Origin of the sequence: Aquincola tertiaricarbonis (genome assembly GCF_023573145.1) — a bacterium.
Classification (GTDB): domain Bacteria; phylum Pseudomonadota; class Gammaproteobacteria; order Burkholderiales; family Burkholderiaceae_C; genus Aquincola; species Aquincola tertiaricarbonis_B.
The window spans coordinates 3,038,241-3,064,885 of sequence record NZ_CP097635.1; the positions used below are offsets into that span (position 1 = coordinate 3,038,241).

Sequence of the window (26,645 nt, forward strand, 5' to 3'; positions counted from 1 at the left end):
AGTCAGGTCGGCTCGGCCGGGGTGTCCCAGCCCAGTGAGGCGGCGTCCTTGGCGGCCACCGAGTACAAGGCGCCCGGCGCATTGCGGGTCTGCTGGAAGACTTCCAGCGTTTCGCCGCGCATCGCGGCATAGATGTGCAGGTTGCTCACGCCGACCACGGCGCCCAGCTTCTCCAGCATGAAGAAGATGGCGCCGTAGCGGATCAGGCCCTGCCAGTCGCGCTCGCGCACCAGGCGGCGCTCCTCGTCGCTGAGGTCGGCCGCAGCCAGGCAGGCCGCCTCGTCGTCCAGGAAGCGGGCGCGGAACGCCGGCTGCACCAACTGGTGCAAAAAACGGTTGAGCCGGTAGCCCTTGACGCTACGCTCCAGCGTGAACGGGTAGGTGCCGGGCAGCGCCTCTGCGCCGGCCAGCTGGGCCTCCACATGCGCCCGGTGCCGTTCGGCGGCGGCCGGCGCCATGCCCTGCCCGAGTGGCTCATAGATGGCGGTGGCGATGCCGGTCATCGACGGCAGGTAGTAGCTGCGGTGCAGGCAGCGCACCTGCTGCGACAGCGCACCGCGCATCACCAGCCACATGATGACCTCGGCCCCTTCCAGCCCGCCCAGCGTGGCGTACTCGGCATGCGTCATGCCGGCCAGCTGTTCGGGGTCCTGCTCCAGCAGGTCGAGAAAGCGGGCATCCCACTCAGGATTGTTGAAGCCGGCACGCTCGCCGTGCACCTGGTGGCTCAGGCCGCCGGTGGCCACCACGGCCACGCGCAGGTCCTCGGGGTAGCTTTCGATCGCGCGGCGCAGCGCCTGGCCCAGCTTGAAGCAGCGGCGGGCGCTGGGCAGCGGGAACTGCAGCACCCCCATCTGCAACGGCACCAGCTGCACCGGCCACGCCGGCTCATGCGGGCACATCACCGACAGCGGCGAGAAGCAGCCGTGGTCCAGGCACCGCGACTGGAAGAACGACATGTCGAATTCATCGGCCATCAGGCTGCGGCCGATGTGCGCAGCCAGTGCCGGATGCCCGGGCACCGGCGGCAGATCACGGGCGCCGCCGCCCTCGTCAGCCACCTGCCACTGTGGGCCCACACCCAGCGCAAAGGCCGAGTAATGGTCGAAGAAGAAGGAGGTGACGTGGTCGTTGTAGATGAACAGCAGCACGTCGGGCCGCAGGTCGGCGATCCACTGCTGCACCGGCGCGAATGCCTCGAAGATCGGCGCCCAGACCGGGTCGTGGCGCTTGTCGCGGTCGAAAGCGAAGCCGATGGTCGGCGTGTGGGAGGCGGCGAGGCCGCCGATGATCTTGGCCACGGGTGGGGCACTCCTTGCAGGGGCTGGGCGTCAGGCACCGAAGTGGTGGATGAGCACCAGCGAGATCGCCGGGAACAGCAGCAGCGCGACGATGCGCACCAGGTCCGAGGCCAGGAAAGGCATCACGCCCTTGAAGGTGTCGACCAGGGGCACGTCCTTGGCCAGCCGGTTGATGATGAAGACGTTCATGCCCACCGGCGGATGCACCAGGCCGATCTCGACCACCATCAACGCCAGGATGCCGAACCAGATGCTCTTGTCGCCCTGGGCCAGGCCGTGGAAGTCCAGGCCCATCACCACCGGGTAGAAGATCGGGATGGTCAGCAGGATCATGGCCAGGCTGTCCATCACGCAGCCCAGCAGGATGTAGATCACCAGGATGGCCACCATCACCAGCATCGGCGGCAGGCCGCTGCCTTGAACCCAGGCGGCCAGCTCCACCGGCATCTGCGACAGCGCCAGTGCGGTGTTCAGCATGTCGGCGCCCAGCAACACCAGGAAGATCATCGCGGTGGCCTGTGCGGTGCCCAGCGCACTGGTCAGCAGGCCTTTGAGCCGCATGCCGCCGGTGGCCACGGCCAGCACGCCGCAGGCCGCCGCGCCGATGGCCGCCGCTTCGGTGGGGTTGGCCCAGCCGCCGTAGATGCCCACGATGACCACCACGAACACCGCCAGCACCGGCAGCACCTGGGCCAGCGCCTTCAAGCGCTCGTTCCAGGGCACGCGCGGACCCGCCGGCCCGGCCGCCGGGTTCAGGCTGACGATGATGCGCACCACGATCATGTAGCCCACCATCGCGATCACGCCGGGCAGCACCGCGGCCATGAAGAGCTTGCCGATGGATTCCTGCGTGAGGATGGCGTAGATCACCAGCGGCACCGAAGGCGGGATCATGATGCCCAGCGTGCCGCCCGCCGCAAGCGCGCCGGTGGCCAGGCTGCCGGCATAGCCGAAGCGGCGCAGTTCGGGCAGCGCCACCTGGCCCATCGTGGCCGCGGTGGCCAGCGACGATCCGCAGATGGCGCCGAAGCCGGCGCAGGCGCCGATGGACGCCATGGCCATGCCGCCGCGCCAGTGGCCCATGAAGGCCGCGACGAAGCGGAACAGCGCCGCGCTGAGCCCGCCATGGGTGGCGAACTGCCCCATCAACAGGAACATCGGAATGACGATCAGGTCGTAGTTGGACAGGCGCGCATAAGCCACGTTCTTCAGCGCGCTCATCAGCGGCGCCGCCTCGAAGCCCGACAGCGCGAGATAGCCGCCCGAGCCCATCACGAACATGGCAATGCCGATGGGCACCCGCAAGGCCAGCAGCGTCATCAGCAGCGCGAAGATCAGTCCGCCGGCTGCAATGCCGCTCATGACTGCACCTCCACCGCCCGACGCAGGTGCAGGCCAGCCATGTACAGGCCTGCCAGCGCCATCAGCACGAAGCCGGGCACCATCAGCACCTGGGCCACCCACACGGGCCAGCCGAGGATGATGCTGGTTTCACCCGCTTCCTTCACGCCCATCGCGCCCACCCAGGAGCGCCAGGCCAGCGCCGCACCCACCAGGGCGAACAACAGCGAGCCGAGGGCGTCCAGCAGCTGCACGGTGCGCCGCGAGGCGCGGGCGGTGAAGAAGTCCACCTTCACGTCGCCACCGGCCAGGTGGCAGTAGGCGAAGAAACTGGCGCAGGCGAAGGCCGCGCACATCTGCAGCACTTCCACGTCGCCGGGCAGCGGCGCCGAGGCCAGCTTGCGGCCGACGATGCTGACGATGCTCATGCCGACGAGCAGCACGAAGACAAGGCCACCGGCCAGGGCGAGGGCCTTGGCAGCGGCCAGCAGCGGGCGGCCCCAGGGGCCGATGGCCGACAGCGCGTCATCGCTGCTGCCGGGGATGGGTTCTTGCATGATGGTTCCAGAGAGGGCGGCGCCCATGCAGCGGCCCGGCCGAGGCCGGCCCTGCAGGACTCGAGAGACGGTGAGGGGGCCGGCTTCAGCCGCCCGCGTGCTTGGCGATCAGCGCCCGCGCGTTGTTCAGCAGCTGGCGGCCGTCAGCACCCTTGGCCCCCACTTCGGTCACCCACTGCTCCACCACCGGCTCGGCGGCCTTCTTCCAGCCGGCCAGCTCGGCCGCCGGAATCACGTTGACCGCATTGCGACCGGTGAGCTTCTTGCCTTCGGCATCGGCGGCGGTGAACACCTTGCCGATCTGGCCCGACAGCGCCTGGCCGCTGTTGGCATCGATCACCTTCTTCAGGTCCGCCGGCAGGCCTTCGTAGCGGCCCTTGTTCATCACGAACATGAAGGTGGAGGTGTACAGCGCCGGCTCGGCCGGATCGGTCTCGCTGTGGAACTTGGCGATCTCCTGGATCTTGGCCGAGGGCATCACCTCGTAAGGCACCACCGCACCGTCGATCACGCCCTTGCTCAGGGCCTCGCTCACCTGCGGCACCGGCATGGCCACCGGCGTGGCGCCCAGTACCGCCAGGAAGCGGTTGGTCTGCCGCGTGGGCGCGCGCACCTTCAGGCCCTTCAGGTCGGCCCGCGTCTGGATGGGCTTGCCCGTCATGTGGAACACGCCAGGGCCGTGCACGTGCAATGCAATGGGCTGCATGCCCTTGTATTCCTGCAGCGCCGACTGCTGGACGTAGTCCCACAGCGCCTTGCTGGTGGCTTCGGGGCTGCGCATCATGAAGGGCAGCTCGAACACCTCGGTCAGCGGAAAGCGGCCGGCGGTGTAGCCCGACAGCGTCCACACCACGTCGACCACGCCGTCCTTGACCTGATCCACCAGCTGCTGCGGCGTGCCGCCCAGCTGCATGGAAGGATAGATCTGGCAGCGCATGCGGTTCGCCGACTCCTTGGCGATCTTGTCGCACCAGGGCTGGATGAACATCTGCTGCGCATACGAGCCGGCAGGCAGGAAGTGGTGCACCTTCAGCACCACCTCATCGGCGGCGCGGGCGGCGGGTGCCCCGGCCAGCAGGCAGAGGCTGACGGTTGCAAGGGCAAGGCGTGGCAGGGTCATCGGGCTTGTCTCCATCTTGGTGTTCAGGCTGAGCGGCAGTCTAGGAATCGACCCCAGCGTCAGGAAGATGGCGCATTGCGCGGCGCGATAACCAATCCATATCATGGTTTGCATGAAGCTCACCAGCCTGCGTGCCCTCGTCGCCGCCATCGAAGAAGGCAGCCTGCGCTCGGCGGCACGGCGCCTGGGCGTCTCGCAGCCCGCATTGACCAAGCTCATCCGCGAACTGGAGGCCGAGCTGGGTACCACGCTGCTGCTGCGTTCCACCACCGGCGTGGCGGCCACGGCCCAGGGCGTCGTGCTTTACGAGCGCGCTTGCACCGCCGAGCGCGAACTGCAGCAGGCGGTGGACCAGATCCGCCAGCTGGACGGCCGCATGACGGGCTCGCTGACCATCGGCGCGGTGCCGCTGGCGGTGATGCTGCTGGTGCCCGAAACCCTGCGCACCTTCGGCCAGGCCTTCCCCGAGATCCAGCTGCGCGTCAGCGAAGAGCTGTACATCGCCCAGCTCACCCGCCTGCGCAAGGGCGAGGTGGACATCGCGCTGGGCCCGCTGCCACCCGAGCTGCCACCCGGCGAGTTCGCGGTGGAAACGCTGATGCCCGCCGCCATGGTGGTGGTGGTGCGCAAGGGCAATCCATTGGCCAAGGCCCGCCGGCTGGCCGACCTGGGCCAGGCGCCCTGGGTGTACACCGGGGCCACGTCCGATTCAGGCTATGCGCGCACGCTGTTCGAGCAGCATGGCCTGCCGCCGCCGCCGGCCGGCGCGCTGGTCAATTCCACGCTGGGGCTGCTGTCCATCGTCACCAGCGGCAACTGCGTGGGCCTGCTGCCGCAGCAGATCGCGGCCCATCCTTTCGCGGCCCAGTACGTGGACGTGGTGCCGGTGGCCGAAGGCCCGTTGATGCTGACGCTGTGCGCGCTGGCCCGCACCGAGATGCACCGCAAGCCCAGCGTGCGCCACTTCATGGCCCACCTGCACCGGGCGGCCCATCACCTCACCGGCGGGCTGCCGGCATGAACCGGCGGCCGCAGGCGCTGCTGCGCGCCTAAGCCGCGGCCGGCAAGCCCGCCAGGTACTGGTGGATGGCCGCCACCACCGCCGCCCCTTCGCCGATGGCGCCGCCCACCCGCTTGACCGAGCCGGCCCGCACATCGCCCACCGCGAACACGCCCGGGATGCTGGACTCAAGCGCCGAAGGCACATTGCCCGGCTTGGCCGCGCCTGCCGGCAGCCCGGCGCCGGTGAGCACGAAGCCGTTGGCATCCACCGCCACGCCGCAGTCCTTCAACCAACGGGTTTCGGGCTCGGCGCCCACGAACAGGAACACGCCGCGCACCGGCCGGGTCACCGCCTCGCCGCTGTCGCGGTGGCGCCAGCTGGCGGCGTCCAGCCCGGCCACCGGGTCGCCGTGCAGTTCGGTGAGCTCGGTGCGCGTGCAGAGGTGGATGTTGGGCGTGGCCTCGATGCGGTCGATCAGGTAACGCGACATCGTGGCCGCCAAGCCCGGCCCGCGCACCAGCATGTGCACCTGGCTGGCATGTTGCGAGAGGAACACCGCGGCCTGTCCGGCGGAGTTGCCGCCGCCCACCAGCGCCACCTCGGCCTGGGTGCAGCCGCGCGCTTCCAGCGCCGAAGCCCAGTACGACACGCCCTTGCCTTCAAACTGTTCCAGCCGCGGCACCGCGGGCCGGCGGTAGCGTGCGCCGCTGGCGATCACCACGCTGCGCGCGCGCAAGCGGCTGCCGTCGCTCAGGCGCACCGCCAGTTCGCCGCCGGGCTGGTCGCGGCTGCAGTCCAGGCCTGCCACTTCAGCCGGTATCAGCATCTCGGCGCCGAACTTCTGCGCCTGCACGAAGGCCCGGCCGGCCAGCGCCTGCCCGGTGATGCCGGTGGGAAAGCCCAGGTAGTTCTCGATGCGGGCGCTGGCGCCGGCTTGGCCGCCATGGGCGCGGCAGTCCAGCACCGCCACCCGCAAGCCTTCGCTGGCCGCATACACCGCGGTCGACAGGCCCGCCGGCCCGGCGCCGACGATCACCACGTCGTAGGTGGCCAGCCGCTCGGCGCTGCCCACCATGCCCAGGCAGCGGGCCAGTGCCGGCTCGCTGGGGTTGACCAGCACCGTGCCGTTGGCGCACACCACCACCACGTCGGTGGCGCTGGCGCCGTACTGCAGCACCATCGCCGCGGCGGCGGGGTCGTCGGCGGGGTCGGCCACGTGGTGCGGCTGCGCATTGCGCGCCAGAAAGCCCTGCAGCGCCAGCAGCGCATGGCCGCGCGGCGCGCCGATCAGCACCGGGCCGCTGATGCCCGATTCGATCAGCGCCACCCGCCGCAGGATCAGCGCCCGCACCATGCGCTCGCCCAGGTCGGCCTCGGCGATGATCAGCGCCCGCAGCTGCTCGGGCGACATCACCAGCACTTCCACCGGGCCCACCGCGTCGCCGTCCACCATCGCCGGCCGGCCCGAGAGCTGGCCGGCCTCGGCCAGGAACTGACCCCGGCCCTGCACGCCCACCGGCCGCGTGCGACCCAGGCCGTCGCGGTGGCTGATGGCCACCTGGCCCTGCAGCACCACGAACATGCCGGGCCCGGATTCGCCCACCGCGAACAGCCGCTCGCCATCGGCATGCTGGCGGATGACGCCGAACCGCTGGATGCGCTGCAACTCCTCGTCCGTGAGCACCGGGTACATCTGCGCCTGCCGGTTGTGCAGGGTACTGTACGGGGTATAGGGCGCGTTGTCGGCCATGCGGGTACTCCAGGTCACTGCTTGGCGCGCAGCTTACTCAAGCACGGGCCCGGCGGGGTGGCCTGCCGGCGTCACCATCGCGGATGACAGGCACGCGCCGGCCGCTGGCGTAACTTCTTGCCATGACTGCCACCCACGTGCACTTGGCGCTGCAAGCCGCCGCCCGCGCCCACGCGCAACGCATCGCCATCACCGCGATCGACGAGCCCGAGCCCGGCGTGCCGCTGCGCCACTGGACCTACACCGAGCTGATGGCGCGCGTGAACCAGGCCGCCAATCTGCTGCATGCCCTGGGCGGCGGCAGCGCGCCGCGGGTGGCCCTGCTGCTGCCGCCCACGCCCGAGGCGCACGTGGCCCTGTGGGCGGCCGAGACGGCGGGCACCGCCTGCCCGATCAACCACCAGCTGGGCGCTTCCCACATCGCCGACCTGGTGAATGCCTGCGGCGCCAGCATCCTGGTGGCGCTGGGGCCGGCGCCCGACCTGCCCATCTGGCCGCAGGTGGACGCGGTGCTGGCCGCCTGCCCCGGCCTGCGCCATGTGCTGGCCGTGCCCTGCGCCCCCAACGCCACGCTGCCGCCTGGCGTGCGCCACTTCGTCACCGAAAGTGCCACTTACCGCGCCGACGGACTGGATTTCACGCTGCCGGCCGCGCCCTTGGCCGCCCTCTTCCACACCGGCGGCACCACCGGCGCGCCCAAGCTGGCCCAGCACACCCATGCCAACCAGCTGCATGCGGCCGGCGGCGCGGCAGCGATGTTCGGCACCCGGCCCGAGGACGTGATGCTCAGCGGCTTTCCGCTGTTCCACGTGGCCGGCTCCTTCGTCTACGGCCTGTCGACGCTGATGAGCGGCGCCCAGCTGGTGCTGCCCACCCGCCTGGGCCTGCGCAACACCGGCTTCATGGCCCGCTATGGCGACTACACCGAGCAGCTGGGCATCACGCTGATGGCGGCGGTGCCCACCGTCATCGCCAGCCTGCTGTCGCTGCCGCTGCAGGCGGCGCAGTTCCGCCGCGTGCGGGCGCTGCTCACCGGCGGCTCGCCGCTGCCCACCGAGCTGGCCGCCGGCTTCGAGGAACGCTTCGAGGTGCCGGTGCGCAACATCCTGGGCATGACGGAAAGCGCCGGTGTCATCTGCATCGAGCCGGTGGACGGCCCGCGCACGCCCGGCTCCTGCGGGCTGCCGCTGCCCGGCACCGAGGTGAAGGCGGTGCGACCCGACGGCACGCCCGCGGGCCCCGGCGAGCCCGGCATCCTGCGGGTGCGCGGCCCCAACGTCAGTCCCGGCTACACCGACCCGGCGCGCAACGCCGGCACCTTCGAGGACGGCTGGCTGATCAGCGGCGACATCGGCCACCTGGACGAGGCCGGCCGGGTGTACGTCACCGGCCGCTCGAAGGACGTGATCATCCGCGGCGCCCACAACATCGACCCCGGCATGATCGAAAGCGCCCTGCTGCGCCACCCCGACGTGCTGATGGCCGCCGCCGTCGGCCAGCCCGACGCTTATGCCGGCGAGCTGCCGGTGGCCTTCGTCAGCCTCAAGCCCGGCGCGCAGGTGGATGCGCAAGCCCTGGCCGCCTTTGCCGCGCCCTACATCCCCGAGCGGCCGGCCATGCCCAAGCGGGTGGACGTGCTGCCGGCCATTCCCACCACCGCGGTGGGCAAGGTGTACAAGCCGGCCTTGCGCGCCCTGGCTACGCAGCGGCTGCTGGAAGAGCAGCTGACCGCCGCCGGCCTGCCCGCCGAGGCGGTGCGGGTGGAGGTGCTGGACACCGCCGCCGGCCTGCAGGTGCAGTTCCACCTGGCCGCACCGGACACCGAAGCGGCGGTGCGGCGCCTGATGCAACCCTACCCGCTGGCCTACCGCTGCCTGACGACCTGACCCGCAAGGAATGAACACCGCATGACCGACAGCCTGCACCTCCACCGCGAAGGCGCGGTGCTCACCCTCACGCTGGACGCGCCGGCCCGCCGCAATGCGTTGACGCCCGAGATGCTGTGCCGCCTGGCCGACGCGGTGATCGACTTCGCGGCCGACCCGGCGCTGCGCGTGGCGGTGATCACCGGCGCCGGCAGCCAGGCCTTTTGCGCGGGTGGCGACCTGCAGCGCACGCTGCCGCTGATGACCGGCGACCGCCAGGCCGAAGACGACTGGGACCGCCGGCTGCTGACCGACCCGCTGGTGATGGCGGCCTCGGGCCTGCGCGACTACCCGCTGGACAAGCCGGTGATCGCCGCCATCAACGGCCACTGCCTGGCCGCCGGCTTCGAGCTGATGCTGGGCACCGACATCCGCATCGCCGCCGACCATGCCCGCTTCGGCCTGCCCGAGGTGCAGCGCGCGCTGCTGCCCTTTGCCGGCAGCATGGCGCGGCTGCCCCGCCAGGTGCCGCAGGCGCTGGCGCTGGAGCTGATGCTCACCGGCGACCCCATCGACGCCGCGACCGCGCTGCGCATCGGCCTGGTCAACCGCGTGCTGCCGGCGGCCGAGGTGCTGCCCGCCGCCCAGGCCCTGGCCCACCGAATCGCCGCCAACGGCCCGCTGGCGGTGCAGGCCGTCAAGCGCACGGTGCGCGAAGCCAGTGGCCAGCCGCTGGCAGTGGCCTTCGAGCTGGAGAATGAAGCCAAGCGCCAGATCATGGCCACCGAAGACGCCCGCGAAGGGCCACGGGCCTTCATGGAGAAGCGGGCGGCGGTGTACAGGGGGCGGTGAGTCACGGCGCCGGGGTGGCGCCATGTGCCGCGCCAGGCCCGCTCAATCGCCCTTGAACCCCGTCGCCTTCACCAGCCCCGCCCAGCGCTGGCCTTCGGACTTGATCAGCTTGTCGGTGTCGGCCCGGCTGCTGGCGCTGACGCTGAACCCGGCTTCCACCATCTTGGCCTGCACGTCGGGCAGGCGCAGCGTGGCCTGCAGCTGCTTGTTCAGCAGGTCCAGCACCGGCGCCGGGGTGCCGGCCGGGGCCAGCACCGCGAACCAGGTGGACACGTCCACCTTGGGCAGGCCGGACTCGGCGAAGGTGGGCACGTCGGGCAGCAGCGGAGAGCGCTGCGGCGCGGTGGTGGCCAGCGCGCGCATCTTGCCGCCCTTGATCTGCGCCGCGCCCAGCGCGGTGGATACGAAGCTGCCCGCCACGTCGCCCGAGACGATGGCCGTCACCGCATCGCCGGTGGCGCGGTAGTGCACCGGCTCCACCTTGAAGCCGCCCGCCTCGGCCAGCAGTTCGGCCCCGAAGTGGCCCGGCGTGCCGGCGCCGAAGGTGGCGATGTTGGTCTTGTCGGCCTGCGCCTTGGCGGCCTTCACGAAATCGGCCACCGTCTTGTGCGGCGAGTTGGCGGGCACCACCATCACGAAGTCCACCTTGCACAGCTCGCCCACGCCCACCAGCTCCTTGGTGGGGTCGTAGGGCAGCTTGCTGAAGGCGGCCGGCGCAATGGAGATGGAGCCCGCCTCACCCAGCAGCAGGGTGTAGCCGTCGGCCGGGCTCTTGGCCACCGTCTGGGCGGCGATCTGGCCGCCGGCGCCGGCGCGGTTGTCCACCACCACCTGCTGCTTGAGCGCCTGGCCCAGCCGGTCGGACACCAGCCGCGCCAGCACGTCGGGCGCGGTGCCCGGGGCATAGCCCACCACCAGCTTGACCGGCTTGTCGGGGTAGCTGCCCTGCGCATGGCCGGTGCCCACCCAGGTGCCCGCCACCAGGGCTGCGGCTGCGGCCAGAAGTCGTCGCTTGTTTGCTTGCATGCGCTTGTCTCCGTGTTGTGCTGCAAGCAGTGTGGTGCGACGCGGCCGGCGCCGCTGTCATCCCCGGTGGGGACACGTCAGATGGAAACTCCTCCGCTGACCTCGATGCTCGTCCCGTTCACGTAGCTGGCATCGTCGCTGAGCAAAAAGGCGGTCACCGAGGCCACTTCCGACGGCTGGCCCACGCGGCGCAGCCAGCAGGCTTGCTCGATGTTGGCCAGTGCCGCCTGCGGTATGGCCATCAGCATCGGCGTGGCCACCGAGCCCGGCACCACCGCGTTGACCCGCACGCCCTTGGGCCCCAGCTCACGCGCCCAGGTCTTGGTCAGGCCCAGCACGCCGGCCTTGGCCGCCGCGTAGTTGCCCTGGCCGAAGTTGCCGTACACGCCGGTGATGCTGGCGGTGTTGACGATGGCCCGGCCCTGCGGACCCTCCCTCGGCGCCAGCAGCGCCGGCAGCAGCGCCTGGGTGCAGTGGAAGACGCTCTTCAGATTGACGTCGATCACCGCGTCCCACTGCGCTTCGCTCATGTTCACCAGCCGCGCGTCGCGGGTGATGCCGGCGTTGTTGACCAGCCCGTCAACACGGCCGAAGCGTGCCAGCACCGCCGCCACCATGGCGTCGACGGCCGGCCGATCGGCCACGTTCAGCACATGGGCCTCGGCCTTGGCGCCGCCCTCGCGCAGCGCGGCCGCGGCGGCCTGCACCGCCTCGGCCGACAGGTCGCACAGCGCCACCGCCGCCCCTTCGGCCGCCAGCCGCTGCGCGGTGGCCAGGCCGATGCCCTGCCCCGCCCCGGTGACCACGTAGACCCTGCCTTGCAGACGCATGCCCCGCTCCTTGCATCGATGGAAGAAGCAGCCAGCCTAGCAGCGCCGCGGGCGGCCGTCTGTCCGCCGCGGCGCGGACGGCGCTACGCGGACAGCCCGCCCGACACCAGCGCGAAGAGTTCGTTGCGGTGGTGGATGCCCAGGCGGTCGAAGGCGCGGTCGCGGTAGGTCTTGACGGTGGCCGCCGACAGGCCCAGGTCGGCGGCGATGCCGTCGTAGGTCCAGCCCTTGAGCATGCGTTCGCACACCTCGCGCTCGCGCGGGGTCAGGGCCTGCATCACGTCGGGCCGGCTGGTGGCCAGGTGGCGCTGCACGCAGGCCAGCAACAGCCGCGCGGTGGCGGCCACGGCATCGATCTCATCGTCGGAGAACGCCGACTGGCTGCGGTGCCGGTACAGGTTGATGGCCAGCAACGCATCGCCTTCGTCGGCCGAGACGATGGACAGCCGCTCGCGCAGGCCGTGGCGGTCGTAGATCTGGGCGCGGTGTTCGGCCGGAATCTCGCGGGCGTCCCAGTGCACCAGCAGCGGCGTGGGGCCGCTCAGCCGCTCACGCGCGGCGTGGAAGGTCTCGTCATGCCGGTACAGCTGCTGGCGGTACACCTGCCAGCAGTGCGCGGTGCCGTCGTCCACGCCGAAGCTGCCATTGGCATGGATGGTGGGCGGCGCGTCGTTGAACAGCCGGTAGATGGACCACCAGCACATCGGCATCCAGCGGTTCAGCTGGGCCAGCGCCGACTGCGCAAAACCCGCGTCGCCGATGGCCGCCACCACGCCGGCCATGGCCTCGGGCATCGCGGCCACCTGCTGCGCCGCGGCGCGTGCCGCCCTTGCTTCTGTCGCGATGATCTGCATCTGCGCCGCCCCAAGTTGCGTTGCCCGCGCCCCTGGAACGCGGGCGCGGGGCAGCATAGGTCGCAGGCGCGCCGCACGCAGACGGGGTTATCCCGCGCGGCGGGCGCACAGCGCCCGGGCGGCGCAGCCGGCGCTACGGCTGCTGCAGGCGCTGCAGCTGCGCCGCATCGGGGTAGCCGTCGGCCGGCAGGCCCACGCTGCGCTGCCAGCGGCGCAACGCCTCCCGTGTGGCCGGTCCCATCACGCCGTCGGCCGCACCGGCATCGAACCCCTTCTGCGTGAGCGCCGTCTGCAGCGCCCGCATCTGCGTGCGCGACAGCGGCTGCAGGTCACGCGGCCAGGCCGCCTGCACGCCAGGCGCGCCGTCGATCTGCTGCGCCAGCAGCCCCACCGCCAGCGCATAAGAAGTGGCGTTGTTGTAGCGCAGGATGGCTCGGAAGTTGGGCCCCACCAGGAAGGCCGGGCCACGCACGCCGGCCGGCAGCAGCAGCGCCGCATCGGGCAGCGCCGGCAGCGGCGCATCGCCCACGCCACGCACGCCTTCAGCCGCCCAGGCGCCGGCGGCCTGGCGCTGCTGGCCGTCGGCCCGGGCCAGGTCGAAGCCCGGCGGCAGCACCACCTCCACGCCCCAGGGCTGGCCGGCGCGCCAGCCCGATTGCGCCAGGAAGTTGGCGGTGCTGGCCATCACGTCGGCCATGCTGCCCCAGATGTCACGGCGGCCATCGCCATCGGCGTCCACCGCATAGGCCAGGAAGTTGGACGGCAGGAACTGCGTCTGCCCCATCGCGCCGGCCCAGCTGCCCACCATGTGCGCATGGTCGATGTCGCCGTTCTGGATGATCTTCAGCGCCGCCAGCAACTGGCCGCGGGCCCAGGCCTCGCGCCGGCCCTCGAAGCCCAGCGTGGCCAGCGCGTCCACCGTGGGCGTGCTGCCGTAGTTGCTGCCGAAGTTGCTTTCCATGCCCCAGATGGCCGCGACGATGGACGCCGGCACGCCATAGCGGGCAGCGGCGGCATCGGCTTCGGTGCGGTACTGGGCCAGCTTCTCGCGGCCCAGGGCCACGCGCTGCGGCGTGACGGTGTTGTCCAGGTAGTCCCACACCGCGCGGGTGAACTCGGGCTGCGCGCCGTCCAGCTGCACCACCCGCGGCTGGAACTCGGCAGTGTCCAGCGCCGCGCGCAGCGTGGCTTCGCTGATGCCGGCGGCCAGCGCGCTGGCGCGGAAGCCGGCCACCCAGCGGGCAAAGCCTTCGCGCTGGGCGGCCTCACCGTCCGCGGGTACCGCACTGGCGGCACCCGGCGCTCTGGCCGGGCCCGGTGCGGGCGACGGCGTTGCTTCGGCCCGGCTGGCGGGCGGCGGGGTGGCGCAGCCTGCCAGCAGGGCGGCGGCGATCAGGCTGCAGACAAGGGGGACAGACGTGGCGACAAGGTGCTTCCGGCTCATGCGCCGATTGTGGCCGCGCCGTTGCACCACCCCGTGCCGGGCTGGCAACCGCTGGAAAAAGCCGTGTTTCGGCCATTTCCCACTTGACTAATCATTAATGACTAAACCTGGCAGGCCTGCTGCCGATGACACCACCGAGTTGTTTTGATTCCGGAAGCACCATGTCGGTCCACACCTCTGCTGAAACCCAGGCCTTGCAACAAGCGGAGAGCGCCGACGCGTTGCGCGACGCGCGGGTGGCCAGCGCGCTGATGCGCCACCAGCTGGTGGCGCAGTTCGACCCGCAGGGCCGGGTGATCGATGCGAACGACCGCTTCCTGGGGCTGATGGGCTACTGCCTGAACGAGGTGGTGGGCCAGCACCACCATCTGTTCTGTCCGGCCGCCACGGGCTGCGAGCCGGCCGACGCCGAATTCTGGGAGCCGCTGGCCGCCGGCCGGCCGCAGCAGGGCGAGTACATGCGCAGCAACCGCAGCGGGCGCACCGTGTGGCTGCTGGCCACCTACACGCCGGTGCCGGACGACGAGGGCCGCGTCGAGCGGGTGGTGATGCTGGCCAACGACATCACCGCCGCCAAATTGAAGGCGCTGGAGGACGACGGCCGCGTGGCCGCCATCTCGCGCTCGCAGGGGGTGATCGAGTTCGATCTGGCGGGCAACGTGCTCGCGGCCAACGACAACTTCCTGGCGTTGACCGGCTACACCGCCGCCGAGGTGGTGGGCCAGCACCACCGCATGTTCGTGGAACCCGAAGAGGCGCAGGGCGGCGCCTACCGCGCCTTCTGGCAGAAGCTGGGCAATGGCCAGTTCGACAGCGGCCAGTACCTGCGGGTGGGCAAGAACGGCAAACGGGTGTGGCTGCAGGCCAGCTACAACCCCATCCTCGACCTGGACGGCCAGCCCACCAAGGTGGTGAAGTTCTGCACCGACATCTCGCCCGCGCGGCTGGCGGCGCTGGAGACGCAGGCGCGCCTGTCGGCCGTCTCGGCCAGCAGCGGCATGCTGGAGTTCGACGCCAGCGGCCGCATCCTGCTGGCCAACGACCTGATGCTGAAATCGCTGGGCTACGACAGCGCCAGCCTGGTCGGCCAGAGCGAGAGCCTGATCCTCTTCGACGAGACGCGCCGCGACCCCGGCTACATCGAGCGCTGGCGGCTGCTGCGTGAAGGCCGCACCGTGGCCGACGAGATCCGCCGCCGCGGCGCGGGCGACCGCGAGGTGTGGTTCAGCGCCGCGATGACGCCGGTGATGGGCCTGGACGGCCAGCTGGCCAAGGTGCTGATGATCGCCCAGGACATCACCGCGGCCAAGCTGGCGCGGCTGGACGCGGCCGGCAAGCTGGGCGCGATCGACCGCGCGCAGGCGGTCATCGAGTTCGACCTGACCGGCCATGTGCTGCACGCCAACGAGAACTTCACCGCGCTCACCGGCTACACGCTGGACGAGATCCGCGGCCGCCACCACCGCCTGTTCGTGCCCGCGGCCGATGCCGCCTGCGCGGCCTACGAGGCCTTCTGGGAACGGCTGGGCCGCGGCGAGTTCGAGGCCGGCGAGTACAAGCGCCTGGGCAAGGGTGGCCGCGAGGTGTGGATACGCGCCAGCTACAACCCGATCTTCGACCCGCTGGGCCGGCCGGTGAAGGTGGTGAAGTTCGCCACCGACGTGACGGCCACCAAGCTGCGCGCGGCCGAGTTCGAGGCCAAGGTGCAGGCCATCGACCTGGGCCAGGCGGTGGTGGAGTTCGACCTCGACGGCAACGTGCTCACCGCCAACCGCAACTTCCTGGCGGCCATGGGCTACACCCTGCGCGAGATCCAGGGCCAGCACCACAGCATCTTCTGCCCGCCCGACTATGTGCGGGCGGCCGAGTACCGCGACTTCTGGCTGCGGCTGGGTGAAGGTCAGTTCATCAGCAACCGCTTCCACCGCGTGGGCAAGTACGACCGCGACGTGTGGATCCAGGCCACCTACAGCCCCATCCGCGACCTCAACGGCCATGTGACGAAGGTGGTCAAGTACGCCTTCGACGTCACCAACGAGGTGATGCTGGAGCAGCGCATCGCCTGCCAGAGCCAGGAGATGCGCCAGCGCGTGATGACGCTGCTGGAGACCATCGGCCAGATCACCACCCACTCCGCCGTGGCGGGCGAGATGGCGCAGCAGGCCAGCAGCGCCGCGCAATCGGGTGCCGAGGCGCTGCAGCAGGCGCTGGCGGCCATCGCGGCCATCCAGTCGGGCTCCAACCGGGTGTCGGAGATCGTGCGCACCATCGGCGACATCGCCGGCCAGACCAATCTGCTGGCCTTCAATGCCGCCATCGAGGCGGCGCGGGCCGGCGAGCACGGCGTGGGCTTCTCGGTGGTGGCCGGCGAGGTGCGCAAGCTGGCCGAGCGCAGCTCCGCCGCCGCGCGCGAGATCGCGGCGCTGATCGCGCAATCGGCAGTGGAGGTGGAGCGCGGCGCCGGTGTCAGCGCCAATGCGGCGCGCAGCTTCGACGGCATCCTGGGCAGCGTGCAGCGCACCGGCAGCAGCGTGCAGGCCATCGCCGGCGCCGCCGAGCAGCAGCGCCAGACGGCGCAGGACGTCACCCGCATCATCCAGGCCCTGTCGGGGCCGGGTGAAGCGGCATGAACGGCGGCAGCGCACCAGCGCGCTACGGCAGCTTCTCGCTGGGCGCACTGCGGCTGGCGCTGCCGATGACGGCGCTGCGCGAGGTGCTGCCGCTGGGCCCGCTCGCCGCGCTGCCCTGCCAGGTGCCGGGGCTGCTGGGCGGCATCGACCTGCGCGGCCGCACGGTGCCTGTGATGGACCTGCGCGGCATGCTGGGCCAGGCCGTCACGCCCAGCCCGCAAGGCGCCTGCGTGGTGGTGATGGCGCACGACCGGCCCTGCGGCACGCGCGGCCTGCTGGGGCTGCTGGCCGACCGCGTGGACAGCGTGTTCTCGGCCCGGCCCGAGGCCGCCTCGCCGATGGAGGCCGGCTGCGACACGCCGCTGATCTTCAGCCACTGCATCACCGCCGACGACGGCCAGCGCTGCAGCGTGCTTCAACCCGACGTGCTGGCCGCGCTGTCGGGCGCGCCGGTGGTGGCCGAGGCCGCCGGCCCGGCCGGCACCGAGCACGGCGGCCGGCCGGTGCCCACGCTGCTGCTGCGATGCGACAAGCTGCTGATGGCCATCGACGCGGTGGCCGTGCAGTCCACCCTCGCCGACCCGCAGCTCGACACCCGCACCGCGCTGGCCCAGGGCCATTGCCGTGGCATGGCCGCCAGCACCCTGGGCGCGGTGCCGGCGGTGGACCTGCTGGCCGTGGTGGGCCTGGCGGCCGGCGCGCACCGGCAGCCGCCGCAGGCGGTGGTGGTGCAACTGCCCACCGGGGCCGTGGCGCTGATGGTGGACGAGGTGATGGACATGATCGACCGCCCGCCCGGCGCGATGGTGCCGCTGCCCGCGCTGGCGCTGCCTGCGCCCTCGCTGTTCCACGGCGTGATGCAGGCGCCGGACTCGCTGCCCGGCACGCCGGTGATGCTGCTGTCCATCGACGCGCTGCGGGCCCACGACGAACTGCTGCGCATCGCGGCGGCGGGGCGACCACCGGCGCCGCCCGCCGCTGCTTCGCCCACCGGCGCCACGGGCCGTCAGGGCGATGGCCCGGCCGACGAACACGCGGCGTCAGCGGCCAGCGGCCCGCTGACGGCGGCCGATGCCCGCGGGCGCATGCTGGTCACCTTCGTGCTGGGCGCCGAAACGGCCACACCGCTGGACCAGGTGCGCGAGATCCTGTGCTACACGCCCGACCTGGCCCGCTTTGCCGGCATCGGCCCGATGCTGGGCGTGACGCTGCACCGCGGCCGCGCCATCCCGGTGATGTGCCTGAGCCGCCTGACCGGCGGTCCGCCGCCCGAGGTGACGCCGGCCGCCAGCGTGCTGGTGGTGGAGGTGGCGGGCGCCCCGGTGGGCTTCGCGGTGCCGGCCCTGGCCGCCATCGAACGCGCCCGCTGGGAGCCCGGCAAGCCGCGCCGCTCGATGGTGCTGGTGGGCGACGGCGAGACCGAACGCATGCTGCCGCTGATCGACCTGCAGCAGATGGCGCAGGCGCTTAAAAGTGCCTGAGCGCGTGGGGTCAGTCCTCTTCGCCCGGCACCCCGAAACGGGCCTCGAACGCTTCCAGGAAGGCCTGTGACGCGCTGAGCGTCAGCGTCACCGTGTGCCAGCCGCCCTCGTCCTGCTGCTGCAGGTCGTGGTCCCAGTCGCCGCCTTCGTCCACCGGGCCGTGGCTGTGCGCAAACGCCTGCCAGGCCCAGTCCAGCACCTGCTGCACCTCGGCCTGCACGGCGGCCTGCTGGTCGGCCCGGGTGGAGGCCATGGCCTCCAGCGTGTGGATGCCGTCGGTGCTGTCGCTGAGGTCGAAGATCAGGTAGTTCACGGTGTGTCGTGGCGTGGTGTAAGGCCATGGTAGCGAGGCCGGCACGGGCAGCTTATAGTTGCGAATCGTTCTCACTCCGCTGCTGTGCCATCGCTTTCCAGCAGCCCCACCAGATGGCACACGCACGCCCGCACGGGCCGCTCCACATCGCTTCACGCCTGCTGGCCGCTCTGGGCGGCAGCTATGCCTTCACCTATGGCGCCTGCGCGCTGGGCATCGTGCTGCTGGTGCACGGCGGCATGGGCTTTGAAGAAGCGGAGAAGCTCGTCTTCCTGCTCGCCTTTGTCCTGTTCCTGGGCCTCTTCTGCTGGGCGTTTGCGGCCCGGCGGCTGCGGGTGCTGTGGGCCGTGCTGCTGGGCGGCGCGGCATGCAGCACGGCGGCCGCCTGGTGGCTGGCCCGCACCCTGGCCTGATCATCCGGAGCCGCCGCCATGTTCTCCACCTTCCGCCAATCGATGGCCTGGCTGCACACCTGGCTCGGCCTGGTGCTGGGCTTCGTGCTGATGGCCGTGTTCTTCTTCGGCTCGCTCTCGGTGTATGACCGCGAGATCGACCGCTGGGCCCTCCCGGCCACCCGCTTCGAGCCGCAGCCGATGCCGTCCTTCGACCGCCTGCTGGAGCCGGCCTTCCGCCGCCTGCAGCCCACGGCGCTGACGATGGAAGAGGCCCGCAGCCGCAGCACCGGCGCCCTGCCGGCCACGCTGCCGCTGCATGAATGGGGCGCCTACACCACGCACCGCGACCCGGTGCTCACGGTGTGGTCGGGCTTCGAGGTGCCGAACCCGAAGAACGCCCACGACGACCATGTGTACGTGGTGGGCACCGTCGACCCGCGCACCGGCCAGGCCCTGCCCGACGACCGTCTGAAGCTGGGCAGCCAGTTCTTCTATCCGATGCACTACAGCCTGCACCTGCACTGGAAGGACCTGGGCGCCTGGATCGTGGGCCTGGCGGCGATGGTGATGCTGGCCGCGCTGGTGAGCGGCGTGGTGATGCACCGGCGCCTGTTCCGCGAGCTGTTCACCTTCCGGCCGCGCAAGCACACGCAGCGCAGCGCGCTCGACCTGCACAACCTGACCGGCGTCGTGGCCCTGCCCTTCCACTTCATGTTCGCGCTGTCGGGGCTCATCATCTTCGCGGCCATGTACTTTCCGATCGGCAGCACGCTGCTGCAGCCGCTGCACGACGCCCATGCCAAGGCCGAGGCCGCCCGCACCGGCCTGCCTGACGAGGCGGCCGGCATACCGGCGCCGCTGGCGTCGGTGGATGCGATGGTGGCCGAAGCCCAGCGCCGCTGGGCCGCCCGCGGCATGGCCGGCGAGGTGGGCATGCTCACCGTGCACCACGTGGGCGACGCCAACGCCACCGTCAGCGTGTACCGCGCGGGCACCGACCGGGTGACGCTGACCGGTGAAGGCATCCACTTCAAGGGCCCCACCGGCGAAGTGATCCGTGAGGACGAACCGCCCGCGATGGTGGACGGCATCAACAACTTCATCACCGGCCTGCACCTGCAGCACTTCCGCCACTGGCTGCTGCGGGTGCTGTACTTCGCAGGCGGGCTGGCGGGTTGCGTGTGCATCGCCACCGGCTTCGTCTTCTTCGTGGAAAAGCGCAAGAAGCAGCATGCCGCCAAGGGCCAGGCCGGCAGCCGCGTGGTGGATGCGCTGGCCGTGACCACCGTCACCGGCATGCTGGCGGCCACTGCTGCCGTGCTGGTGGCCAACCGCCTGCTGCCCGAGGCCCTGCCGGCCCGCGGCGACTGGGAAGAAGGCCTCTTCTGGGCCGCCTGGGCGCTGGCCTTCTGCCACGCCTGGTGGCGCACGGCGCCGGTGCGCCAGGCCCGCATCGCGCCGGCCTGGGCCGAGCAGTGCGTGGCCATCGCCGTGCTGGCCGTGGCCGCCGTGCTGCTCAATGCGCTGACCACCGGCGACCACCTGGTCAAGACGCTGGCCGAGGGCTACTGGCCGGTGGCCGGCGTCGACCTGGTGCTGCTGGCCACCGCCGCGCTGGCGGCCGGCGCCGCGCGGCACCTGCGCCGGCGCGCGCGGGCGGCGGTGCCGGCCGGGGCCGAGGCGGTGCCCGCCGGGGCCGAGGCGGTGCCAGTGGGCACCGGCGCCACCCCGATGCCGGAGGCCGGCCATGCCTGAGTCCGCACTGCTGGCTGGCGCGCTGCTGTGCAGCTTCATCGGCCTGGGCTGGCTGGCGCTGGCGATGGAGGCGCACTGGCAACAGGTGCGGCCCACGCCGGCCCCTGCAGCGGGCACCGCCCGCCTGCTGCGCACGCTGGGCGCGCTGGCGCTCGCCGCTTCACTGGCCCTGTGCCTGGCCGCCGACCACCCGTCGATGGCCGCGCTGGTGTGGGTGATGTCCCTGGCCGTGGCGGCGCTCAGCCTGGCCCTGCTGCTGGCCTGGCGGCCGCGGTGGGTGGGGTGGTTGGCCGGGCCGGGGTAGGCATCGTCGTGCAGGCCCAGGAGTTCGCGCGCGTGACCGAGGTGGGCCGAAGGGGGCTCGCGCGGCGTGGCCAGGCCAGCATGCCCAGCCCCGCCAGCAGCAAGGCCCAGCCAGCAGGCTCCGGCACCGCCTGCAGCACACGCGTGGCAGACCAGTGCAACGTCACATCGGCGGGACCGTCGGCCGCCGTGTCGGCAAAGGTGGCCATGCGGCGTTCGGCTGAGCCCTCGTCCAGTCCGTCCTGCGAGGCCAGCAGCAGACCCAGGGTCAGGGTGCCGGTGCTGTCGTGGTTGTCGAAGCCCGACAGCCACAAGTCCTGCACCGGCCGATCGAACACATAGAAGCCGGGCGCACCCTGCGCTTCGATGAAAGCCACCGGCTGCTTGACACCCAGGCCGCCATCGAAGAACTGGAGCTGCGACACGCGCACGTTCTCGTCGAACGTGATGCCGGTGATGAAGGCACCGCTGGACAGCGTCAGGTGATGGTCGTATTGACCGTTGAAGGCGACCCAGGCCAGGCTGTCCAGGTAAGCGCCAGGCAGCACGAACACGCCCGTCACCTGCGCCAGCACCACCGGCCCCGGAGGCTGCGGGCCGATGACGCCCCGTGTTTCCTCGCTGGCAAAGCGCGGCAGCCACGACACGCTGCCCGCGTCTGCCTGCGTCAGGCCCTGGTACAGGCCCATCGTCTGCCGGGCCGTTTGCAGGGGGGCGTAGTCGGGCGCCACGAAGCCGACATGCCGGCCTGTCAGCGCAACGGTGTCCTCGTTTCCTTCGTGCCACACGTAGCTGACCAGACCACGCAGCACCGGCTGGCCGCTGGCGGTGAAGCTGAAGATGCCACCTCCACTGTCGCCCGCGTAGTTGGTCGCACCGCCCAGCCGCAGTTCATTGGCGTACAGGTACGGCGGCACCGGAACACCCGCAGCACTGTTGGGAAGCGGCGTGCTGGCAATCTGGCGGGCCACCGCGTACTCCACCAGCAGCAAGTTGCCGACGGGGTGTGCCAGAACGGCGCCGCCGCGGGTATCGAACAGGCTCCAGTTTTGCGTCAGCACCGCAGCATGGCTGGAGGCGCCCACCTGGTAGGCCAGGTAGGTGTTGGCCGGCACGGCCTGCGTGACGCCAGGCGGCGGCTTGTAGGGCACCGGCGTGGTGTCGATGCCCGGCGTGCCGGCCAGCACGGCCATCGCGGGCGCCAGCGCGCCGCGGCTCAGGCCGACGGCCGCCAGGGCCCAGTCACGCTCGCCGAGATAGGGGTTGTGGGTGATGTAGGCCAGCACCCGGCCACCCGCGCTGGCGCCTGTGCCGAGCCGGCTGGAGATGCGGCCACCGGCCCCGACGACTTTTTCCACCAGCCGATCACCGTCACCCTGCGCCACGGTATAGCCGGTGCCCAGTCCGCTGCCGAAGTTGACGATCTCGCCGTTGACGGTTTTCCGATGCAGCGAAGGTGCCAAGCAATGGGCCGCAGTCAACACCGAGCCGCTGCTCAGCGCGGTGCCTGAGCACGGTGTGGAGGCGTAGAACGGCTGGCCATTCATGCCGATGAAATTGCCATTGCCATTGCCGCCGGCCACCACCACACCGCCCCCAAACATGCGGTCGGTGGAACCGAGTTGCGCCATGGCGGCCGTGAGCTCTTCGGCCGACAGATCATCCACCAGCGGACCGACCGCCTTGGCCACGCCTGTGTGCAGCAACAAGGCGGCCAGCGCAGCCTGGGCCGCGGAGCGCAGCTTCCCGCGTTGCCCCTTCATCCGTTGCGCCGTCATGAACGATCCTTCTCATGGTTTACAGCGCCGGCCATTTTGGGAGCTTGCGGCGACGAGAGCCCCCCCTAACCTGCAAGCGCGGCAGCGCTTGCCAGCCTGGCCTCACCCGCCCGTGTCCGCCAGCAGCCCGGCGGCCTGCACGGCGGCCACGGCGCATGCTTCGTCCTGGTCGGAGGTATCGCCGCTGACGCCGACGGCGCCCAGCAGCAGGCCGGCCGGATCGCGCACCAGCACGCCGCCGGGCACCGGCACCATGTGGCCGCCAGACAGGTCGGACAGCGCGTGGAAGAAGGCCGGCATGCGCTCGGCGCGGCGCGCCAGCTCACGCCCGCCAAAGCCCAGGCCCAGCGCGCCCCAGGCCTTGCCGGTGGCGATCTGGGGCCGCAGCAGGCTGCTGCCATCGGCGCGCAGCAGCGCCACCAGGTGGCCACCGGCGTCCAGCACTGCGACGGTGAGGGGTGCGCAGCCACGTGCCTGGCCTTCGGCCAGCGTGGCGCGTGCGATCGACAGGGCGGTTTCGAGTTTCATGGTTGCAGCTGCAGCGTGGCGACACGCTCGCGGGTGTAGAGGTCGTTCCACTTCAGGGTGTTGAAATCGCTGACGGCCCAGCGGTCGTACCGGCGCAGCTCGGGCTGAAGGCGCTGGCCGCCCACGTGCACCGCGGCCACCGCACCCGGTTGCAGCAGCACGCCCACATCGCTCAGCGGGTCGCCGTCGACGAAGATGAAGTCGGCATGCCGGCCCGCCTCGATGGCGCCGGTGGCCGCCCCGGCGGGCGTGCCGACCCGGCCCCGCGGCATCAACCGCGCCGAGACAGCAGTGGCCGCGCGCAGCGCCTCGGCCGGCGTAAAGCCCAGCCAGTCCACCAGGATGCCGATCTCGCGCGCATGCCACTCGCCGTACGGCGTGATGGCAAAGCCGGCATCGCTGCCCGTTATGAAGGGCACGCCGGCCGCCTTCAGGCGGCGCAGGTTGCGGCAGCCGATCTCCACCACGCGCTGCTGCATGGCCAGGTAGCCCGAGGTGCGCGAAGGCTCATGCGGCAGGCTGAACTCGATGTTGTTGCGCAGGAAGGTCAGCGTGGGTGCCACCGCCGAGCCCGCGGCCAGCAGCGCCTCGGCGCACTCGTCATCGGCGAAGAAGGCGTGGAACACCACGTCCACGTCGGCGCGCGCAGCCTGCAGCACCGCCTCCTTGCCGTAGGCATGGGTGGCCACCTTCTTGCCCAGGCGGTGCGCCTCGGCCACCATCGCCGAGACCTCGTCCTGGGTGAAGGCGGCGATGTGCGTTCCGTCGGCGCGCAGGTGGGTGCCGTCGAGCGCGATCTTGATGAAGTCCACGCCGGCCTTGGCCTGGCGGCGCACCTCCTGCAGCTGCGCGTCGCGGGTTTCGCACAGCCGGCCGGTGAAGTAGTCCGGCGTGCCCACATGTTCCGGGAACCAGTCGTTGAGGCTGTGGCGGTTGGCCACCACGTGGCTGCTGGCCGCGATGCGCGGGCCGTCGAACAGGCCGGCGCGGATCGCGTCGCGAACCGAGATGCTGCAGTTGCCCGCATCGCCCGGCACCACCACCGAGGTGTAGCCCGCGGCCAGCACCCGCTGCGCGAAGAACAGGCCGCGCAAGGCGCGGAATTCGGCGGTGCAGCCGAGGTCGATGTCCTCCTCGCTGCGGGCATTGCCGAAGACCAGGTGGGTGTGCACGTCCACCAGTCCGGGCATCACGAAGTGGGAGCCTGCGTCGGCCTGGGTGTCGCCCGGCTGCAGCGCGGGCGCCTGCGCCCGAGGGCCTACCCACCGGAACAGCCCGCCCTCGATCACCACGGTCTGGTCGTGGTGCAGCGTGTCATCGAGCCCGGTGAAGAGGCGCTGGCAATGAAGGTGCAGGGCCATCAAGGTGTCTCCTGCCCGGCCCGTCCGTGGGGTCGGCGCATGTTGGGGGGTGTGGAAACGCCGGAGCGGCGGCGGGGGTGCATGCTCAGTCCAGCCGGATGTCGTTGTCGCGCACCACCTTGCCCCAGGCCTGGGCATCGGCCGCCAGGAACTGCCGGAACTGTTCGGCGGAACTGCCCACGGGCGTGAGCGACACCTCACGCAAGCGGGCCTGGAACTCGGGCGCGGCGACGATGCGCTGGCTTTGGGCCTCCAGCGCGGCCAGCACCGCAGCCGGCGTGCCCCTGGGCGCGAACAACCCATGCCAGGAATCGCCCACGAAGCCGGGGTAGGTCTCGGTGATGGCCGGCACCTCGGGCAGCGCGTCGATGCGCCGCGCACTGGACACCGCCAGCGCCCGCAGCTTGCCGGCCCTGACCTGGGGAATGGCGCTGGTGCTGGCATCGAAGGCCACGTCGATGCGCTGGGCCATCAGGTCGGTCAGGAAGTAGTCCTTGTAGGGCACATGCGTCATCCTGACGCCCGCCGCGTTGAGCAGCCGTGCCATCACCACATGAAAGCCGCTGCCGATACCCGCGCTGGCGTAGTTCATCGTGCCCGGATGCGACCGCGCTTCGGCCACCAGGTCCTGCAGGCTGCGGATGCGCGACTCGCTGGACACCAGCAGCACATAAGGCACCGAGAGCAGGCGGCTGACGGGCGCGAAGTCGTCGGCCTTGTAGGGCATCTTCTTGAACACCCACGGGTTGATCGAGAAGGTGTTGTTGAACGTGTAGAGCAAGTTGTAGCCGTCGGCCGGCGCGCCAGCCACCGCCTGCGCCGCGATCATGGTGCTGGCGCCCGGCTTGTTGTCCACCAGCACCGGCTGGCTGGTGGCCCTGGAGAAGGCATCGCCCCAGGCCCGGGCCATCACGTCCGGCGAGGTGCCCGAAGGCGCAGGCACCACCAGCCGCACCGGCCGCGCCGGGTAGCCCTGCGCAACGGCCAGGTCCAGCCCCAGCAGCGCGCCCAGCCCCACCAGCGCCTGACGGCGCGACCAGGCACCCCTCGGTGTCTTCATGCAGGTCTCCTCTCGTTGTGGGTCGAGGCTAAGCAAAGGCCGCCCTCACGCAAAATGGTCTGTGTCCATGGCGCGCATCGACGCGGCCCATACATCGGGGGATAACCCTTCACCATGCGATTCAACAAGCTCGACCTGAACCTGCTCGTCTGCCTGGATGCCTTGCTGACCGAGCGCAGCATCACGCGAGCGGCCGAACGGGTGCATCTGTCGCAGTCGGCGATGAGCAATGCGCTGGGCCGGCTGCGCGACTATTTCGAGGACGACCTGCTGGTGCAGGTGGGCCGGCAGATGGAGGTGACGCCCCGCGCCACCGTGCTGTGCGAAGCGGTGCGCGACGTGCTGGTGCGCATCGAGACCTCGCTGTCGGCGCAGCCCGAGTTCGACTGCACCTCCACCACCCGAGAATTCAAGATCTTCGTCTCCGACTACGGGATGGAGGTGCTGATGCCCGAGGCGCTGGCCCTGGCGTCACGCCAGCGCAGCCGGGTGCGCTGGCGGTTGCTGCCGCACACGCCGCAGCCTGCACGGGCGCTGGAGCGCGGCGAGGCGGATCTGCTGGTGGTGCCCAAGGCCTACTGCTCGGCCGATCACCCGACCGACACCTTGTTCCACGACGAGTTCGTGTGCGTCGTATGGAAAGACAGCAGCCATGCGCGTCTCGGCGTCAATGCCCAGCGCTATGCCAACGCCCGGCATGTCGCCATGCAACCGCTGGACGCCGACCAGCCCTTGTTCAACCACTGGTTCGTGCAGCAGTGCGGCATCCACCGCCAGGTGGAGGTGAGCACCTACAGCTTTGCCATGCTGCCTGCACTGGTGGTGGGCACCGAGCTCATCGCCACCGTGCACGCCTGCCTGGCCCGGCGCGTCCAGCCGGCACTGCCCATCGTGCTGCTGCCGATGCCGGTGCCCATGCCCGCCACCGAGATGACCATGCAATGGCACAAGTACCGCACGCGCGACCCCGGCCTGCTGTGGTTGCGCGATCTGCTGCGCCAGGCCGCTGGCCGCATACCCCATGCAGTGCCGGCGTGCGCCCTACCCGCTGCAGCGCCGCCGCTCGGCATGGACCCGATGGTGTAATCCCGCCGCATG

Annotated in this window: 23 protein-coding genes; 9 read left to right on the forward strand and 14 right to left on the reverse strand. The window is 71.1% G+C overall.

The genetic code is table 11. From position 1 onward, the window contains the following. Nucleotides 1–2: 2 nt before the first annotated feature. From MW290_RS13930 to MW290_RS13945, 4 genes are all read right to left on the reverse strand, one after another. Entirely contained in the window at nt 3–1,301 is a 1,299-nt protein-coding gene (locus MW290_RS13930; RefSeq protein WP_250195250.1) for a gallate dioxygenase, read from the reverse strand. Between the two features lie 30 nt (nt 1,302–1,331). After that, the gene (locus MW290_RS13935; protein ID WP_250195251.1) at nt 1,332–2,663 is read right to left on the reverse strand and encodes a TRAP transporter large permease; all 1,332 of its coding nucleotides are present in this window, start codon (nt 2,661–2,663) and stop codon (nt 1,332–1,334) included. After that, the gene (locus tag MW290_RS13940; protein ID WP_250195252.1) at nt 2,660–3,199 is read right to left on the reverse strand and encodes a TRAP transporter small permease; all 540 of its coding nucleotides are present in this window, start codon (nt 3,197–3,199) and stop codon (nt 2,660–2,662) included. Before MW290_RS13940 ends, MW290_RS13935 begins: the two co-directional genes overlap by 4 nt. An 85-nt stretch (nt 3,200–3,284) precedes the next feature. After that, nucleotides 3,285–4,319 carry a TRAP transporter substrate-binding protein gene (locus MW290_RS13945; protein WP_250195253.1) on the reverse strand — a complete coding sequence of 345 codons (1,035 nt, stop codon included), beginning with the start codon at nt 4,317–4,319 and terminating at the stop codon, nt 3,285–3,287. 112 nt (nt 4,320–4,431) lie between these two features. Here MW290_RS13945 and MW290_RS13950 point away from each other — a divergent pair, with 112 nt between their 5' ends. After that, nucleotides 4,432–5,340: a LysR family transcriptional regulator gene (locus MW290_RS13950; RefSeq protein WP_250195254.1), complete on the forward strand. Its 909-nt coding sequence runs from the start codon at nt 4,432–4,434 to the stop codon at nt 5,338–5,340. 28 nt (nt 5,341–5,368) lie between these two features. On the opposite strand, the gene MW290_RS13955 is transcribed toward MW290_RS13950, so the two are convergent. Next, on the reverse strand, nt 5,369–7,072 hold the full coding sequence (locus tag MW290_RS13955; RefSeq protein WP_250195255.1) for an FAD-dependent oxidoreductase: 1,704 nt from the start codon (nt 7,070–7,072) through the stop codon (nt 5,369–5,371). 122 nt (nt 7,073–7,194) lie between these two features. Between MW290_RS13955 and MW290_RS13960 the strand changes: the two genes are divergently transcribed. Further along, entirely contained in the window at nt 7,195–8,958 is a 1,764-nt protein-coding gene (locus tag MW290_RS13960; protein ID WP_250195256.1) for an AMP-binding protein, read from the forward strand. Between the two features lie 21 nt (nt 8,959–8,979). Further along, entirely contained in the window at nt 8,980–9,789 is an 810-nt protein-coding gene (locus MW290_RS13965) for an enoyl-CoA hydratase/isomerase family protein (RefSeq protein ID WP_250195257.1), read from the forward strand. A gap of 42 nt (nt 9,790–9,831) precedes the next feature. Here MW290_RS13965 and MW290_RS13970 read toward each other — a convergent pair whose 3' ends face one another. The 4 genes from MW290_RS13970 to MW290_RS13985 form a co-directional block, all read right to left on the reverse strand. Continuing rightward, the gene (locus MW290_RS13970; RefSeq protein ID WP_250195258.1) at nt 9,832–10,815 is read right to left on the reverse strand and encodes a Bug family tripartite tricarboxylate transporter substrate binding protein; all 984 of its coding nucleotides are present in this window, start codon (nt 10,813–10,815) and stop codon (nt 9,832–9,834) included. A gap of 77 nt (nt 10,816–10,892) precedes the next feature. After that, nucleotides 10,893–11,645 carry a 3-oxoacyl-ACP reductase FabG gene (gene fabG, locus MW290_RS13975; RefSeq protein WP_250195259.1) on the reverse strand — a complete coding sequence of 251 codons (753 nt, stop codon included), beginning with the start codon at nt 11,643–11,645 and terminating at the stop codon, nt 10,893–10,895. Nucleotides 11,646–11,728: 83 nt separating this feature from the next. Continuing rightward, nucleotides 11,729–12,499: a helix-turn-helix transcriptional regulator gene (locus MW290_RS13980; RefSeq protein WP_250195260.1), complete on the reverse strand. Its 771-nt coding sequence runs from the start codon at nt 12,497–12,499 to the stop codon at nt 11,729–11,731. Nucleotides 12,500–12,632: 133 nt separating this feature from the next. Further along, the gene (locus tag MW290_RS13985; protein WP_250195261.1) at nt 12,633–13,943 is read right to left on the reverse strand and encodes a lytic murein transglycosylase; all 1,311 of its coding nucleotides are present in this window, start codon (nt 13,941–13,943) and stop codon (nt 12,633–12,635) included. A gap of 161 nt (nt 13,944–14,104) precedes the next feature. Between MW290_RS13985 and MW290_RS13990 the strand changes: the two genes are divergently transcribed. Beyond that, nucleotides 14,105–16,573, forward strand: coding sequence for a methyl-accepting chemotaxis protein (locus MW290_RS13990; protein ID WP_250195262.1), 2,469 nt, complete (start codon nt 14,105–14,107; stop codon nt 16,571–16,573). Next, the gene (locus MW290_RS13995) at nt 16,570–18,054 is read left to right on the forward strand and encodes a chemotaxis protein CheW (protein WP_250195263.1); all 1,485 of its coding nucleotides are present in this window, start codon (nt 16,570–16,572) and stop codon (nt 18,052–18,054) included. The genes MW290_RS13990 and MW290_RS13995 overlap by 4 nt, the downstream gene beginning before the upstream one ends. Before the next feature lie 10 nt (nt 18,055–18,064). On the opposite strand, the gene MW290_RS14000 is transcribed toward MW290_RS13995, so the two are convergent. Continuing rightward, complete coding sequence (locus MW290_RS14000) at nt 18,065–18,367, reverse strand: hypothetical protein (protein ID WP_250195264.1); 303 nt, start codon at nt 18,365–18,367, stop codon at nt 18,065–18,067. A 113-nt stretch (nt 18,368–18,480) separates the two neighbouring features. Here MW290_RS14000 and MW290_RS14005 point away from each other — a divergent pair, with 113 nt between their 5' ends. From MW290_RS14005 to MW290_RS14015, 3 genes are read left to right on the forward strand one after another with little or no spacing between them, the layout of a single operon-like run. Continuing rightward, nucleotides 18,481–18,780 carry an iron uptake protein gene (locus MW290_RS14005; RefSeq protein WP_250195265.1) on the forward strand — a complete coding sequence of 100 codons (300 nt, stop codon included), beginning with the start codon at nt 18,481–18,483 and terminating at the stop codon, nt 18,778–18,780. 18 nt (nt 18,781–18,798) lie between these two features. After that, nucleotides 18,799–20,517 (forward strand): PepSY-associated TM helix domain-containing protein, encoded by a 1,719-nt coding sequence (locus MW290_RS14010; protein WP_250195266.1) that lies wholly within the window; start codon nt 18,799–18,801, stop codon nt 20,515–20,517. After that, nucleotides 20,510–20,821, forward strand: a complete 312-nt coding sequence (locus MW290_RS14015) for a DUF3325 family protein (protein WP_250195267.1) — start codon at nt 20,510–20,512, stop codon at nt 20,819–20,821. The genes MW290_RS14010 and MW290_RS14015 overlap by 8 nt, the downstream gene beginning before the upstream one ends. On the opposite strand, the gene MW290_RS14020 is transcribed toward MW290_RS14015, so the two are convergent. The 4 genes from MW290_RS14020 to MW290_RS14035 all read right to left on the reverse strand — a co-directional run bounded on the left by MW290_RS14020 (nt 20,757) and on the right by MW290_RS14035 (nt 25,547). Continuing rightward, a complete protein-coding gene (locus MW290_RS14020; protein WP_250195268.1) occupies nt 20,757–22,598 on the reverse strand; it encodes a hypothetical protein in 1,842 nt (613 codons plus the stop codon). The genes MW290_RS14015 and MW290_RS14020 overlap by 65 nt on opposite strands. A gap of 102 nt (nt 22,599–22,700) precedes the next feature. Further along, complete coding sequence (locus MW290_RS14025) at nt 22,701–23,126, reverse strand: GlcG/HbpS family heme-binding protein (protein ID WP_250195269.1); 426 nt, start codon at nt 23,124–23,126, stop codon at nt 22,701–22,703. Continuing rightward, entirely contained in the window at nt 23,123–24,487 is a 1,365-nt protein-coding gene (locus tag MW290_RS14030) for a metal-dependent hydrolase family protein (protein WP_250195270.1), read from the reverse strand. Before MW290_RS14030 ends, MW290_RS14025 begins: the two co-directional genes overlap by 4 nt. A gap of 85 nt (nt 24,488–24,572) precedes the next feature. Then, entirely contained in the window at nt 24,573–25,547 is a 975-nt protein-coding gene (locus MW290_RS14035; protein ID WP_250195271.1) for a Bug family tripartite tricarboxylate transporter substrate binding protein, read from the reverse strand. Nucleotides 25,548–25,661: 114 nt separating this feature from the next. Between MW290_RS14035 and MW290_RS14040 the strand changes: the two genes are divergently transcribed. Continuing rightward, on the forward strand, nt 25,662–26,633 hold the full coding sequence (locus MW290_RS14040; protein ID WP_250195272.1) for a LysR family transcriptional regulator: 972 nt from the start codon (nt 25,662–25,664) through the stop codon (nt 26,631–26,633). Nucleotides 26,634–26,645 lie beyond the last annotated feature (12 nt).